The organism is Arthrobacter crystallopoietes (genome assembly GCF_017603825.1).
Classification (GTDB): domain Bacteria; phylum Actinomycetota; class Actinomycetes; order Actinomycetales; family Micrococcaceae; genus Crystallibacter; species Crystallibacter crystallopoietes_B.
Map to the genome: position 1 here is coordinate 402,240 of NZ_CP072014.1, position 14,455 is coordinate 416,694.

The following is a 14,455-nucleotide window of genomic DNA, read 5'->3' on the forward strand; positions in this document are numbered from 1 at the left end:
ATCAAGTCAGGTGTGCGGTCAGATCAACCGCTGGGCGGCGAGGAACTCGGCCAGCTGGCTGGCCGCCGTGCCGTCGTCGACGACCTTCGGACCGGCTTCCTTCGGTGGGCGCGCCGCGGCGGAGACCATCACGGAGCGAACCGGGGCCGCATCAGGGCCAGCCTCAATGCCCAGCTCAGCCAGGGACCAAGTTTCCATCGGCTTCTTCTTGGCCTGCATGATGCCCTTGAAATTCGGGAAACGCGCCTCCGCGGACTTCTCCGTGACAGAGATGGCTGCCGGCAGTCCGGAGCTGAGGCTGAGCGATCCGCCGTCGACCTGCGTTGTCCCGGAGACACCCTCGGCGGTGATAGTCACCTCATCCAGGCTAGGCAGCACCGGCCAGCCCAGAATCTCCGCGACCATCGCCGGGATCATTCCACCGCGGCCGTCTGTGGCCTCATTGCCGGCCACCAGCAGGTCCGGGGCGATCCGCTGCACTGCAGCCGCCAGCACCCGCGAGGTCTGGACCATGTCCGATCCTGCCAGCGCGGCGTCGGTGACCAACACGGCCGAGTCGGCGCCCATCGACAGCAGTTTGCGCAGCGTCTTGGTCGTGTCTTCCAGTCCCATGGACAGCGCGACGATCTCGGCGTCGGGGTTCGCGTCCTTGAACTGCAGCGCGACTTCCAGGGCACGCTCGTTAATCTCATCCGGCACCGGTTCGGAGGCTTCCCGGTCCAGCATGCCGGTTTCCAGGTTGATCTTGCGGTCCGACCAAGTGTCCGGCACCTGCTTGGCCAACACGACAATCTTCATGACGGGCTCTCCTTACTCACGAGTTGGTCCGGTTTATCAGCAGTCTATCTGCCCCTGCCCGGCGCACTCGACGAGCTCCAGAGCGTGACCGCAACAAAACGACGCCGGCACTCAGGTAGGTGGAAAACCCAGCTAAGTGCCGACGTCGTACGTAACTTTGTTGCAGGAAGCGCGTTTACCGCGCGGACCAGCCGCCGTCCATGGTGTAGCTGGCGCCCGTGACCATGGCCGCCTCGTCGCTGGCGAGCCAGGCCACCAGCGAGGCCACTTCCTTCGGCTCGACCAAGCGTTTGATGGCGCTTTCCGTCAGCATGATCTTTGCCAGCACCTCGGATTCCGGGATGCCGTGGACCCGAGCTTGGTCCGCCAACTGCTTTTCCACCAGCGGCGTGCGGACGTAGCCGGGGTTGACGCAGTTGCTGGTCACGCCGTACTCGCCGCCTTCCAGGGCGGTGACCTTGGACAGGCCTTCGAGCCCGTGCTTGGCGGTGACGTAGGCGGACTTGAACGGGGAGGCACGCAGCCCGTGCACGGAGGAGACGTTGATGATCCGGCCGAATCCCTGCGCATACATCTTCGGCAGTGCCGCGCGGACCAACAGGAACGGGACCTCCAGCATCAGCGTCAGGATCCGCCGGAAGTCCTCCGGGTTGAAGTCCTGGATCGGGCTGACATGCTGGATGCCGGCGTTGTTCACCAGGATGTCCACGCCGTCGAGCGCCTCAGTGAGCCGATCGTCGGTGACGGCCGACGGGTCCAACAAGTCGACTGCCCAGCTTGAGCCGCCGACTTCCTTGGCCACCGCGTCGGCGCCGGCCTGGTCCACGTCCGCGACGACCACGTGGGCGCCGCGGGCCGCGAGTGCATGCACCACGGCCAGACCGATCCCGCTGGCGCCGCCGGTAACCAGGGCCCGTTTGCCCGCCAGTTGTTGGGCGGCGGGCTCGTTGGTCTGGTCGGTTTCCTTGGTCATGAAAGTTCCCTTACGTAGAGCAGGTTGGTGCTTATTGCGAGCGTGGAGGGGCTCAGTTGCTGACCCGGGCCGTGTTCAGTCCATGCTTGCGGGCGTCGGCGTCGTCAATGTCGTGCAGGGAAGCGCCCCGGGTTTCCTTCAGCGTGATCACCGCGACCGCGGTAATGGCACAGGCCACCGCCACGTAGATGGCCACCGGGACCCAGGAACCGAAGTCCTGCAGCAACGCGGTCGCGATGATCGGCGCCATCGAGCCGGCAACAATCGAGGTGACCTGGTAGCCCAGGGAGACGCCGGAGTAGCGCATGCGGGTGGGGAACATCTCGGCCATGATGGCCGGCTGGCCCGCGTACATCAGCGCGTGGAAGCACAGGCCGATAGTCACGGCGGCGATGATGATGAACGGGTTCTGCGTATCGAACATCGGGAAGGCGAAGAACGCCCAGCTGGCTCCGAGCACCGCACCGGCCAGGTAGACCGGTTTGCGGCCGAAGGCATCGGAGAGCCGGCCGACCTGCGGAATCACAATGAAGTGAATGACGTGGGCCACCAGCAGCGCCAGCAGCAACTGGCTCGTATCGTACTCGTGCACGGTTTTCAGGTACACAATGGTGAAGCTGACGATGATGTAGTACAGGATGTTCTCGGCGAAGCGCAGGCCCATGGCGCCGAAGATGCCCTTGGGGTACTTCTTCACAACTTCCATCACGCCGTAGCTGACGGCCTTGTCGGCTTCCACCTGGGCGCGTGCCTCCAGGAAGATCGGTGCCTCGTTGACGTGGGTGCGGATGTAGTAGCCGATGATGACGATGAACGCGGACACCCAGAAGGCCACGCGCCAGCCCCAGCTCAGGAACTGGTCCGAGGGGAGGATCCAGGACATGCCCAGCAGCACCAGGGTGGCCAGCAGGTTGCCCACCGGAACGGCGGCCTGCGGCCAGCTGGACCAGAACCCGCGCGACTTGTTCGGGCTGTGCTCGGCCACGAGCAGGACGGCTCCGCCCCACTCGCCGCCCACGGCGAAGCCCTGGACGAAGCGCAGGATCACCAGCAGGGCCGGCGCCCAGTAGCCAATGGAGTTGAAGCCGGGCAGGCAGCCCATCAGGAACGTGGCCACGCCGACCATGATGATGGTGACCTGCAGGGTGTGCTTGCGACCGAGCTTGTCGCCGATCTGGCCGAAGACGATGCCGCCGAGCGGACGGGCGATGAAGCCCACCGCGTAGGTCAGGAAGGCCGCGATGATGCCGTCCAGCTCCGTGTTGGCATTGGGGAAGAAGAACTGGCCGAAGACCAGCGAGGCGGCCGTGGCGTAGAGAAAGAACTCGTACCACTCCACCACCGTGCCCACCATTGAGGCGGCCACAATCTTTTTCAGTCCCGATTTCTCCGTTTCCGGGGATGTCGGCTTGTTGACGCTCATCGGCGCACTCCTTTGTTCTGCAGGTGTCAGCGTTGACATCGGCGTTGCGGGGGTCCTGTGTTCCAGCACACAGGACGGCTCTACCGAGTATGGACACAGCCAGTGCTGTGCATCAATGACCAGTTGCGCAGAGATCGAGTGCACAATTGCAGATATGAACCACCAGTCCCCCGGTGCCGCCGCCCCGAACCCCCATGATCTGCTGATCCTGCTTGCCGTGGCGCGGACCGGAAGATTTACGACGGCGGCCGAGAGCCTGGGTTTGAACCACACCACCGTGTCGCGCCGGATTGCCGCGCTGGAGAAGAGCCTCGGCGGCCGGACGCTCGCCCGCACCGTGGGAGGCTGGGAACTGACCGATCTGGGTCGCCGGGCCGTGCGGGCCGCCGAGGACGTAGAGTCCGCGGTGGCCACCATCAACGAAGGCGAGGAAGAAGCGGACCAGATCGCCGGCGTCGTACGCATTTCCGCTACCGATGGCTTCAGCGCGTTCATCATCGCGCCGGCGGTGGCACAGCTGCGCAGGAAGCATCCGAACCTCAGCGTGGAAATCGTGAACGTGACCCGACGAGCGCTGCAGCACCGCTCCGGGCTGGACCTGGAAGTGGTGGTCGGCGAGCCGCAGGTGCACCGCGCCGAAGCGATCCAGCTGGGCTACTACATGCTGGGAATGTATGCCTCGCGCCGCTATTTAGAGGACTTTGGCACGCCCGCGAGCGTCGCGGAACTCAGCGAGCATGGACTGGTGTACTTCGTCGATTCGATGCTGCAGGTGGATGATCTGGATGCGCCGCGGCGACTGGTTCCCGGCATGCTGGATTCACTCAGTTCCACCAACGTTTTCGTCCACGTCGAGGCCACCCGTGCTGGCGCTGGGATCGGCTTCCTGCCCTGTTTTATGGCCGACCGCCACCCGGACCTGGTGCGGTTGCTGCCCGAGGACTTCCAGGAACGTCTCCCCTACTGGATGGTGCTGCGCCCGGACTCGTTGCGCCAGCCCGCCGTCGCTGCTGTAGCCGAGGCCCTGCGCCGCCGAACGGCCGCCGTCGAAGACGCCCTGCTGGGCCGCGAACCTCTGGATTACTGACTACGACGGCGGGCACCTCGCCGGCCGCAGAAGCGGTTAAGTGCACGACGGCGGGGTGCGGCTGTGTGCCGCATCCCGCCGCCGGACCGTGCTACAGCTTTGTTACAGCTGGGCACCGACCTTGAAGCCGCGTTCTTCGCCCGGCTCGCGGGTGTAGGAGAAGCCGTCGGCCCCGATGGTGACGGCCATTTCGGACGCGTCGGTCCGCTTGATGACCTGCTGGGGGTTGCCGTCCAGGTCCAGGACCAGGGAGGCCTCGGTGTACCAGGAGGGGACTACCGGGTTGCCCCACCAGTCGCGGCGCTGGTTGTCGTGGACGTCCCAGGTGACGGTGGGGTTGTCCGGGTCGCCGGTGTAGTAGTCCTGGGTGTAGATCTCGATGCGGTGGCCGTCCGGATCGAGGATGTACAGGTAGAACGCGTTGGAGACGCCGTGGCGGCCGGGGCCGCGTTCGATCCGGTCCGAAATGCGCAGGGCGCCCATCTTGTCGCAGATCTGGATGATGTTGTGCTTCTCGTGCGTGGCGAAGGCAACGTGGTGCATGCGCGGGCCGTCGCCGCCGGTGAGGGCGGTGTCGTGCACGGTCTGCTTGCGGTGCATCCAGGCGGCGTAGGTGACGCCGTCGGAATCCTTGATGTCTTCGGAGACTCGGAAGCCCAGGTCCTCAAGGTATTTGCGGCCGCGGGGCACGTCCGGGGTGACCTGGTTGAAGTGGTCCAGGCGGACCAGTTCGCCGGCGCTGTAGAGGTCGTAGCGCTGGGTGAGGCGCTCGACGTGCTCGACGTCGTAGAAGAATTCGTACGGGAAGCCCAGCGGGTCCTCCACGCGGACGGAGTCGCCGATGCCCTTGGAGAAGCCGTCCTTGCGGCGTTCGGTGCGGCAGCCGAGTTCCTTGTAGTAGGCCTCGGCGGCGTCCACTTCGGCCGGGGACTTCACCCGGTAGGCAAACGAAGCCACGGCGGCGACCGGGCCCTTGCGCAGCACCAGGTTGTGGTGGATGAACTCCTCCAGGGAGCGCAGGTAGATGGTGTTCTCGTCCTCTTCGGTCACGTGCAGGCCGAGGACGTCCACGTAGAACTCGCGGGACTTGGCCAGATCGGTGACGACCAGATCCATGTACGCGCAGCGGACAATGTCCGGAGCAGGGACACTGGGCTTGGGAATTTCGTTGCTCATGATGATTCCTTAGAATTTTTGGATTGGTGAGGGAGTGGGCCCATGGACCTTGGCCCACTCCCCTCGGGGGCCGACGCTAGCGACGGAGGTCTGGACTCGGCGTCAGCCCCGTCAAGCGGCCGGAGCAAGCCGGACAGGCAATTAGGCGTCGCCGGTTTCCCGGCTGACCTCAACGCCGAACTTGGGTGAGTGGGCCTCGTTGAGGGTGATCTGCACCGACTGCTGAGTGGTGTAGAAGTCCACCGAGCGGTAGCCGCCCTCGCGTCCGAGGCCCGAGGCCTTGACGCCACCGAACGGGGTGCGCAGGTCGCGCACGTTGTTCGAGTTCAGCCACACCATGCCCGATTCGATGGCGTGCGCGAAGTTGTGCGCGCGCTTCAAGTTCGTCGTCCAGACGTAGGCCGCGAGGCCGTACTTGGTGTTGTTCGCGAGCTCGAGCGCCTCTTCATCGGTGTCGAAGGGGGTGATTGCGACGACCGGCCCGAAGATTTCCTCCTGGAAGATCCGGGCATCAGGGGCGACGTCGGCGAACACTGTCGGTGCAACGTAATTGCCCGTGGGGAAACCCTCGGGACGACCGCCGCCGGCGAGGAGGCGGCCCTCGGACTTGCCGATCTCGATGTAGCTCATGACCTTGTCGAAGTGGTTCGGGTGCACGAGCGAACCGACCTCAGTCGCGGGATCGCTCGGGAGACCCACCACGATGTTCTTCGCACGCTCGGCGAAGCGAGCTACGAAGTCGTCGTAGATGTCGCGCTGCACGAGCACGCGGCTGCCGGCGGTGCAACGCTCGCCGTTCAGGCTGAACACACCGAAAACAGTGGCGTCGAGGGCGGCCTCGATGTCGGCATCGGCGAAGACAACAGCCGGGCTCTTGCCGCCAAGCTCGAGCGAGAGGCTCTTGAACTGGGGGGCGGCCGCGGTCGAGATGGTGGCACCGGTCGAGCTGTCACCGGTGAACGAGACGATCGGCACATCCGGGTGCTTCACGAGGTAGTCGCCCGCGACGCCACCGGATCCGAAGATCAGGTTGAAGACTCCCTCGGGCACACCCGCCTCGCGGAAAATCTCGGGCCACAGCGCGGCGGAGAGCGGCGTGTAGCTGGCCGGCTTCATGACCACGGTGTTGCCAGTCGCGAGTGCCGGGGCGAGCTTCCACGACTCCTGCATGAAAGGAACGTTCCACGGCGTGATCAGGGCGGCGACGCCGATCGGCTTGCGGTTCACGTAGTTGATCTGGCGACCGGGCACCTTGAACGCGTTGTCCTCCAGCCCGACGATAAGGTCGGCGAAGAAGCGGAAGTTCTCTGCGGCGCGGCGGGCCTGGCCCTTGGCCTGGGTGATCGGCAGGCCGGAGTCGTAGCTCTCGAGGTAGGCGAGTTCGTCGTCACGCGATTCGACGATATCGGCGATCTTGTGCAGCACTCGCGAGCGTTCGCGGGGCAGCATCTTCGGCCAGGGGCCTTCCTTGAAGGCGTGCTTGGCGGCCGCGACGGCGAGGTCAACGTCTTCCGTCTGGCCGGAGGCGGCCGTGGCGTAGGTCTGGTTGGATACCGGATCCAGGACCTCGAAGGTCTCGCCACCGATGGAGTCGACGAACTTGCCATCGATGTAGTGCTGGATGTGGTCGGGCAGGTTCTCCGGGACAAAGTGCTTGCTCACGGGCGTGATCCTTCCCCCCTCGTTCAAGGGGTTTTCTTCCAAGGGCGAGAACGTTTCGGATTTGAAATCGTATACGATCCATGGTGACCGAACACACGCGTTGCTGTCAATAGCTCACGACGCCTATGCCATGGAGACACTCAGTCTCCTACGAGTCTCAGCACTGTCTTTCCGGCGCTTTGCGGTCAGCTTGCCCTATTCCGGCCCTTCCGTCTGTCCGTCTGTCCGTCTGCACGTTGGAATGTGCGTTTCGTCGTCGCAGCCTGTTGGTGAAGTTCAACTTCGTGGAGGTGGCGATCGTCCCCGGACTCGTCAAGCCGGGCACCGGCGGATCCGGTGACCTCTCAGTCCTCAGCGGCTCCGAGCGTATGCACTTGATGCCGTTTGCGGCGATCACCAACCGCATCGGCGGCACCTTGGTGCTGTTCCTTACCTCCCTAATGGTGCCAATGCTGGCCCTGTGAAACGGAAATAAGAAACCGATGACTACTAGGCGGCTACCAGACCGCTCACCTCGGCCGTAAGCTCCACCGAGCGGAGCCGCTGCGCCGTCGTCGGCGACTGGTGCGCGACAATCAGCTCGTCGGCGTCGGCATGCTTGGCGAAGCCGTCCAAGTACTCCTTGACCGCTTCCGGCGTGCCGACCGCGGAGTACTTCACCATCTGTTCGATGTGCTGGCCCTGCGGGGACTCGAGGATCATGTCCGCTTCCTCGTCGGTGAACGTCCGGTCGCGGCCGAAGAGCAGCGAGACGCGGGAGCGCTTAGTGATGTGGAGCTGCGCCTGGGCATCTTCGTTGGAATCGGCGGCGATGACGTTCACGCCCGCGATCACGTACGGTTCGGCCAGCTGCTCGGAGGGCTGGAATTCGCGGCGGTACGCAGCCACCGCATCCCGCAGCGCGTTCGGCGCGAAGTGGGAGGCAAAGGAGTAAGGCAGGCCCAGCGCGGCGGCCAGCTTGGCGCCGAAAAGGGAGGACCCGAGAATGTACAGCGGCACATTGGTGCCCTTGCCCGGCGTCGCCTCCACGCCGGGAATGCGCGTCTGCCCGATCAGGTAGCCCTGGAGCTCCTGCACGTCCTGCGGAAAACTCTCGGCGCTCATCGGGTCACGGCGCATCGCGCGCATGGTGTTCTGGTCGCTGCCCGGCGCGCGGCCCAGGCCAAGATCGATCCGCCCCGGGTGCAGTGTCTCCAGCGTGCCGAACTGCTCGGCGATGGTCAACGGCGCGTGGTTGGGCAGCATAATGCCGCCGGCGCCCAGCCGGATGATCTCCGTGTGCGCGGCAACATGGGCAATCAGCACGCTGGTCGCCGAGGACGCGATCGAGGACATGTTGTGGTGCTCGGCGTACCAGATGCGGCGGTAGCCCAGCTCTTCGGCCCGTTGCGCGAGGGCGACGCTGCCCTCAAGGCTGTCCCGCACCGTCTCACCCTTGCCAATGGTTGCCAGATCGAGGATGGAAAGAGGAACAGTCACTGGTAAGCCAGCCTTTCGTCAGACGCGCATTTCCGGGCATGGTTGCCCGGGTACACCATGGACAACGACGCCGGCGCCCAGCTTATTTCTGCGGCTGCACTTTGGAGCCGCTCAGGGTGCTTTGGGAATCATGATCCACAGCAGGATGTACACGAGTTCGCCGATGCCCACCAGGCCAAAGATCACGAACCCGATCCGTACAAGCAGCTTTGGAATTCCGAACCGGGCGGCGAGCGCGGCGCAGACGCCGGCGATCATTTTGCCACTGCGGGGCCGAACCAACGTAGAGTTCATGATTTCAGGCTACGCGCGTATTGCTATGCCGTGAACAATTGCCTCGGAACTACTGAACCGCAGCAGTTTAAGCCCGGATACGGATCCCAGTCGATGCCTGCGCGGACGCCGGATCATCTTTATCAGGGCCACCGAGCAGCAAGACACTTACGTTGGCACAGACGATCAGCACCGTGCCGAGCCACTCGGTTGCCCCGAAGGCCTGGCCCAACATGAGCATCCCGATCACCGCGGCGAAGACGGGGTTCACACTCATCAGCAGTCCGAAGACGTGGGTTGATATGTGACGCAAGGCGATGAGGTCGGCTACGTAGGGCACGGCGGATGCCATGACGCCGGCAGTCGCTGCGCAGGCAATGGCGAAAAAGCTCGGCGGATTGTTCAGGAAGAGGATTATGCCCACCGGTACGAACAGCAGCGCCGACACTCCCGTCGCGGCCGCGGTTCCTTCGATCCCCGGAATGCGGTGTCCAATAGAGCGGTTTAGCAAAATGTACGATGCCCAACTGCACGCGGCAATGAGCGCCAGCCCGATGCCAAGGTAGTCGGTCGAAGGCTCGGGCCAGGTAATGATCACCACGCCGGCCCCGGCGAAAAGGCCGGCGATTGCTGTGCCGACCTTCCGGGAGCTGAAGAGCGCAACGGCGAGCGGGCCGAGGAATTCGAGCGTAACGGCCAGACCGAGCCCAATACGCTCAATGGCGGAGTACAGGCTGAGGTTCATCGTGGCAAAAACCAGAGCCAGCAGCAGGACGGGCCACCATTGGCGGCGGGTGAAGTTGCGCAGGCGTGGCCGGACGGTCGGCAGCAACAGAGCAGCGGCGACAAACTGGCGCACTGCAACGACTCCCACCGGCCCAATCAGCGGAAAGCCGAGGGAAGCGACCGCGGCTCCGGTCTGGTTCGACAATGTGCTTCCGAGCAGGGTGAGCACGCCGGCCCACCCGCGCTTCTTCGTGCTGCCGTTTGCCGTCATGTGGCCATCGTTCCCGTCCAGCAACGGTTCGAGAAATGCATGGGCCGGGCGACTTATACACTGAGCGCATGAGTGTTGAGATCCGCCACTTGCGCTGTTTGGTTGCCCTCGCCGAAACGGGCAGCTTTACCGACGCGGCCATCGAGCTCGGAGTCTCGCAGGCTTCGGTCTCGCGCAATCTGGCCAGCCTTGAAGGCGAGCTCGGCGTCCGGCTTGTCGATCGCACAACACGTTCGCTGGAACTGTCTCCAGCCGGCGAGAAAACGCTCAATCAGGCTCGCCGCCTCCTGCTGGTCCTCGACGATCTGGAGCGGGACGCGCGGTCGGAAAATGCGGTCGTCCGGCTGGGGTACGCCTGGTCGGCCCTCGGGAAGCACACCGTGGAGTTTCAGCGCAGATGGGCGGATGCGCATCCACATACGGAGCTGCGGCTCATCCGCACCAATACCTCAACTGCCGGTCTAACCGAAGGGGTAGCCGACCTGGCAATTCTCCGGCGGGAGCCCGATCCCGAAGCCTTCGATATGGCGCGCATTGGCTTCGAAAAGCGCTACTGTGCGATGGCTTCGGACGACCCGTTGGTTTCACGCCGGACCGTCACCCTGGCCCAGATCGCCGAGGGCACGGTTGCGCTCGACCTACGCACGGGCAGCACGAACATTGAATTGTGGCCGGCAGACGGGCGTCCCGAATCCACCATCAGCATCAGCAACATCGATGACTGGCTGACGGTCATCAGCAGTGGCAAAGCCCGGGGCATCACCGCCGAGGCCACCATGCACCAGTACCGCAGACCGGGATTGACCTACCGCCTGGTTCGGGACGCGCCCGCGCTGCCGGTCTATGCAGCCTGGCCGAAATCCCGCCCGTCGGGCGAAACAGGTGCCATCGTCAAACTGCTGACCGAGCTTTATAGCTGACCGCCGGACTCTCCGGGCCACCACCCACCCGCGCTCCACCGCCATCGTGTCCGTCAGAGCGGCAATCCCGCGCCCGCCTTGAGATTCTTCATGACGATGGTGGAGGTCAGTTGCTCCACCGCCGGAAGCGCGGAGAGCTCTTCATCGTAGAAGTGCTGGTAGGCGGGCAGATCTGCAGCGACCACTTTAAGCAGGTAGTCGATGTCGCCGAAGAGCCGCTCCGCTTCAATAATGTGCGTGTTCGCGATGACCTGGCGCTCGAACTCCGCCAGCGTGGCACGGTCCACCTGGCGCAGGGTGACAAACACGATGGCCTCAAAACCCAGACCGACGGCGGACGGCTCTATGTCCGCCCGGTAGCCGCGGATCACGCCGGAGGACTCCAGCTCGCGCAGCCTGCGGTGGCAGGGCGCTACGGTCAGTCCGATGTCGCTGGCGAGCGCGGTGGCAGTCCTTCGCCCATCCTGCTGGAGACTGCGCAAAATACTTCTATCAATCTTGTCTATCACGCAAGAATCTTACTCCATCCCTGCAGTTCGGCAATAAAAAGGTAAGCACTTCTCAACGGTTTTTCCATACGGTTATTCCAGCTAGCCAGTCACGCCTTCGAGCAGGAGTTTTCCCATGGATCAGCAGCTGTTTTTCGGCTTCGCCATTGTTGCCTTTACGCTGGCCTGCACCCCGGGAGCCGATTGGGCCTATTCGATTGCGGCCGGCCTGGGCCAGCGCAGTTTCGCCCCGGCAGTTGCCGGGCTGTGCAGCGGCTACGTGCTGCACACCCTGCTGGTCGCCGCCGGACTCGCGGCCCTCATCGCCAGCCAGCCGTCCCTTCTGGGCTGGCTGACGGTCGCCGGCGCCGTGTATCTTCTCTGGCTGGGAATCAGCACGGCCAGGAACTGGCGCGCCGCCAGCTTCAGCAGCGGCGGAACGGACAACCCGCCCCGCACCACGGGCCGGGTGGCAACGTTCTTCCGCGGGATGGGGACCAGCGGCATTAACCCCAAGGGCCTGCTGCTCTATGTGGCGCTGGTACCGCAGTTCGTCAGCCCGCAGGCCTCACTGCCCGCATCCGTCCAGTCCGGCATCCTGGGTCTGTCCTTTGTCGCGGCTGCCGCCCTCGTCTACACCCTGGTTGCCCTGGCATCGCGGAAGCTGCTCGCCTCGCGTCCGGCCGCCGCCGGCCGGGTCACCCTGGCCAGCGGCACCATCATGATCGTCCTGGGCGCCGCCCTCCTGTGGGAGCAGGCCGGTCCTTTGCTGGCTTTCTTCGCCTAGCCGCCACCCGCGATGTGCTGCCTTGCCAAGGCAGGCACCGCCGTCGTTGTTGGAATCGTCCCGCAGTGCGCCCGCGACCTGGCTACGGTTGAGCCCACGCCATGTCGGCGGTCACAAACGGAGTCCTTCATGCCAGAGCCAGCCGCTGTGCCACAGTTGACCGAACCGGTGAAACCAGCCGAACTGCTCTGCGACCGGCACCCGGCGGCCGACACCGCGTTCACCGTAATCGAGCCGGATCTGGGCTCGACGGACCTGAGCTATGGCTGGCTGAAGGACCGCTCCGAGCAGGCCGCCGCCGCCTTTGCGGCCCTGGGTGTGCAGCCGGGCGACCGGGTGGCAACGCTGATGGGCAAGAGCGCGGATCTGGTCGCGGTTCTCCTGGGTTTGTGGCGGTTGGGCGCGGTGCACGTCCCGCTGTTCACCGCGTTCGCTACACCCGCCATCGAGGTGCGGCTGTCCCGCAGCGGCGCCTCCGTCGTAATCGCCGACGCGGCCCAGTTGCAGAAGCTCGATGGCCTGCGGGACAAGCTCGGATTGCAGGTGATCGTCGCCGGCGCCGGCGCCGAGACCGTAAATAACGACGACGGCGCGGCGCACCTGAGCGCGTTGCTCGACGCGGAAAGCACGGGTTTCCCCGCCGTAGCACGCTCGCTCGATGACCCGCTGGTGGAGATCTTCACGTCCGGAACCACGGGCGAGCCCAAGGGCGTTCCTGTCCCCGTCAGGGCGCTGGAGGCCTTCCACGCCTACCTGCATTACGGGCTGGACGTGCGCGAGGACGATGTCTTCTGGAACGTGGCGGATCCGGGCTGGGCCTACGGGTTGTACTACGGGCTGCTGGCGCCGCTGTATGCCGGCCGCCGCAACCTGCTGCTCCGCAGCGGCTTCGATCCGGAGCTGTGCTGGCAGATCCTGCGTGACTTCAAGGTCACCAACTTCGCCGCGGCCCCCACCATCTTCCGCTCCATGCGCGCCGCCCGGCCCGAGGGCATCGAGGGCCTCTCCGTCCGCCGCGCTTCCAGCGCCGGCGAACCCCTGGATGCGGACACCATCGCCTGGTCCGCAAAGTACCTTGGAGCGGCGGTCCGCGACCACTACGGGCAGACCGAAATGGGCATGTGCATCATCAACTGCTGGGAGGAATCGGCCGCCCGTGAAGTCCGGCCGGGGTCCATGGGCTTTGCCATGCCCGGCTACACCAGCACGGTGCTGGAGATGGACTCCGACGAGGCCGCGGCTCCCGGCGTGAAGGGTCGGGTGGCGCTGGATGTTCCGGCCAGCCCGCTGTTCTGGTTCAACGGCTACACCAACGATCCTGCCAAAACCGCCGGGCGGTTCAGCCCGGACGGCCGCTGGTACTACACCGGGGACACCGGGCAGCTGGACGAGGACGGCTACACCTATTTCTCCTCGCGCGACGACGACGTGATCATCATGGCCGGCTACAGGATCGGCCCGTTCGAGGTTGAATCCGTGCTCGCCACCCATCCGCTCGTGCAGGAAAGCGCTGTCATCGGTGTGCCGGACAAGCTCCGGGGCGAACGGCTGGAGGCATACGTGGTGCTGAGGGATCCTTTACGGGCCTCGGATGAACTGGAGGCCGAGCTGCAGCAGCTGGTCAAGCAGCAGTACGCCGCGCACGCCTACCCGCGGACGGTCCACTTCGTCGAAGAGCTGCCGAAAACCCCCAGCGGCAAGCTGCAGCGGTTCGTGCTCCGGGCCCAGCACGCCAAAGAATAACCGCCGGGCGACCGGGCGAACGGGAGACGCGCACTCCGCCGTCGTCGTTAGAGGTCTTTACTTGAGCCAGGCGTGCGGCGCGGGGCGGCGGGTACTGGGCAGCGAGTTGTTGAGCCGCCACTCGTGGATCCATTCGGGCAGGACCAGTTCCGCCGGCGGCTGGCCCGTCTCCGCAAAGATCTCTTCGTTGCTGACCGGGCCCTCTTTGGAGACCAGGCGCGCGCAGATGTAGGCGCGGGCGTAGATTTCGCCGCCGCTGACCATGCGCTGCTCGAAGAAGATGGCCCGCTCGTCGAACCCGATGATCTTCGATTCGATGGTGTACTTGGCCCCCAGGTTCAGCGGCTTGCGGAAGCTGATGGTCTCCCCGCCGACGATCGGGTTCCAGCCGTTGCGGCGCATCACGGCCCACATTCCGCTGCGGACCATCAGGTCGAACCGGCCCAGATCCATCAGCGAGAAGTACATCCCGTTGTTAATGTGCAGGGCCATATCCACGTCAGAGGGCAGCACACGCAGCGGCAGCGAGGAGGTGTCCCAGATGCCGAGTTTCGGCCGGCGGCGGGAGCGGAACAAATGGAACAGGGTGCGCAGAAGCAGATGCATGCCCATATGCTACCCGTTGGTAACTTGGGGGGGTGCGAACTTG

At 64.8% G+C, this 14,455-nt stretch carries 15 protein-coding genes; 5 read left to right on the forward strand and 10 right to left on the reverse strand.

Annotation, left to right across the window (positions count from 1 at the left end):
• Positions 1–18: 18 nt before the first annotated feature.
• The 3 genes from J5251_RS01925 to J5251_RS01935 form a co-directional block, all read right to left on the reverse strand.
• Positions 19–798 (reverse strand): electron transfer flavoprotein subunit beta/FixA family protein, encoded by a 780-nt coding sequence (locus J5251_RS01925; protein ID WP_139006685.1) that lies wholly within the window; start codon positions 796–798, stop codon positions 19–21.
• A gap of 175 nt (positions 799–973) precedes the next feature.
• Positions 974–1,771, reverse strand: coding sequence for a 3-hydroxybutyrate dehydrogenase (locus J5251_RS01930; RefSeq protein ID WP_139006686.1), 798 nt, complete (start codon positions 1,769–1,771; stop codon positions 974–976).
• A gap of 52 nt (positions 1,772–1,823) precedes the next feature.
• Positions 1,824–3,194 carry an MFS transporter gene (locus tag J5251_RS01935; protein WP_139006687.1) on the reverse strand — a complete coding sequence of 457 codons (1,371 nt, stop codon included), beginning with the start codon at positions 3,192–3,194 and terminating at the stop codon, positions 1,824–1,826.
• Between the two features lie 154 nt (positions 3,195–3,348).
• On the opposite strand from J5251_RS01935, the gene J5251_RS01940 reads away from it, so the two are divergent.
• Entirely contained in the window at positions 3,349–4,281 is a 933-nt protein-coding gene (locus J5251_RS01940) for a LysR family transcriptional regulator (protein WP_240793221.1), read from the forward strand.
• 102 nt (positions 4,282–4,383) lie between these two features.
• On the opposite strand, the gene hpaD is transcribed toward J5251_RS01940, so the two are convergent.
• Positions 4,384–5,457 (reverse strand): 3,4-dihydroxyphenylacetate 2,3-dioxygenase, encoded by a 1,074-nt coding sequence (gene hpaD / locus J5251_RS01945; RefSeq protein WP_208574682.1) that lies wholly within the window; start codon positions 5,455–5,457, stop codon positions 4,384–4,386.
• A 141-nt stretch (positions 5,458–5,598) separates the two neighbouring features.
• Positions 5,599–7,119: a 5-carboxymethyl-2-hydroxymuconate semialdehyde dehydrogenase gene (hpaE, locus tag J5251_RS01950; protein WP_139007209.1), complete on the reverse strand. Its 1,521-nt coding sequence runs from the start codon at positions 7,117–7,119 to the stop codon at positions 5,599–5,601.
• A 269-nt stretch (positions 7,120–7,388) separates the two neighbouring features.
• Here hpaE and J5251_RS01955 point away from each other — a divergent pair, with 269 nt between their 5' ends.
• Complete coding sequence (locus tag J5251_RS01955; protein WP_276608414.1) at positions 7,389–7,583, forward strand: 2-hydroxycarboxylate transporter family protein; 195 nt, start codon at positions 7,389–7,391, stop codon at positions 7,581–7,583.
• 25 nt (positions 7,584–7,608) lie between these two features.
• On the opposite strand, the gene J5251_RS01960 is transcribed toward J5251_RS01955, so the two are convergent.
• The 3 genes from J5251_RS01960 to J5251_RS01970 all read right to left on the reverse strand — a co-directional run bounded on the left by J5251_RS01960 (position 7,609) and on the right by J5251_RS01970 (position 9,868).
• The gene (locus tag J5251_RS01960; protein WP_139007208.1) at positions 7,609–8,598 is read right to left on the reverse strand and encodes an LLM class flavin-dependent oxidoreductase; all 990 of its coding nucleotides are present in this window, start codon (positions 8,596–8,598) and stop codon (positions 7,609–7,611) included.
• A gap of 111 nt (positions 8,599–8,709) precedes the next feature.
• Positions 8,710–8,892 carry a PspC domain-containing protein gene (locus tag J5251_RS01965; protein WP_139007207.1) on the reverse strand — a complete coding sequence of 61 codons (183 nt, stop codon included), beginning with the start codon at positions 8,890–8,892 and terminating at the stop codon, positions 8,710–8,712.
• 67 nt (positions 8,893–8,959) lie between these two features.
• Complete coding sequence (locus J5251_RS01970) at positions 8,960–9,868, reverse strand: EamA family transporter (RefSeq protein WP_139007206.1); 909 nt, start codon at positions 9,866–9,868, stop codon at positions 8,960–8,962.
• Between the two features lie 68 nt (positions 9,869–9,936).
• Here J5251_RS01970 and J5251_RS01975 point away from each other — a divergent pair, with 68 nt between their 5' ends.
• A complete protein-coding gene (locus J5251_RS01975) occupies positions 9,937–10,788 on the forward strand; it encodes a LysR family transcriptional regulator (protein ID WP_139007205.1) in 852 nt (283 codons plus the stop codon).
• 53 nt (positions 10,789–10,841) lie between these two features.
• On the opposite strand, the gene J5251_RS01980 is transcribed toward J5251_RS01975, so the two are convergent.
• A complete protein-coding gene (locus tag J5251_RS01980; protein ID WP_139007204.1) occupies positions 10,842–11,297 on the reverse strand; it encodes an Lrp/AsnC family transcriptional regulator in 456 nt (151 codons plus the stop codon).
• A gap of 115 nt (positions 11,298–11,412) precedes the next feature.
• Here J5251_RS01980 and J5251_RS01985 point away from each other — a divergent pair, with 115 nt between their 5' ends.
• Together J5251_RS01985 and J5251_RS01990 are read left to right on the forward strand one after the other, a co-directional pair.
• Positions 11,413–12,063 carry a LysE family translocator gene (locus J5251_RS01985; protein WP_139007203.1) on the forward strand — a complete coding sequence of 217 codons (651 nt, stop codon included), beginning with the start codon at positions 11,413–11,415 and terminating at the stop codon, positions 12,061–12,063.
• Positions 12,064–12,192: 129 nt separating this feature from the next.
• The gene (locus J5251_RS01990) at positions 12,193–13,806 is read left to right on the forward strand and encodes an AMP-binding protein (RefSeq protein WP_208575020.1); all 1,614 of its coding nucleotides are present in this window, start codon (positions 12,193–12,195) and stop codon (positions 13,804–13,806) included.
• Positions 13,807–13,863: 57 nt separating this feature from the next.
• Here the strand turns inward: J5251_RS01990 and J5251_RS01995 are convergent, their stop codons facing one another.
• Positions 13,864–14,412 (reverse strand): acyl-CoA thioesterase, encoded by a 549-nt coding sequence (locus J5251_RS01995; RefSeq protein WP_139007201.1) that lies wholly within the window; start codon positions 14,410–14,412, stop codon positions 13,864–13,866.
• Positions 14,413–14,455 lie beyond the last annotated feature (43 nt).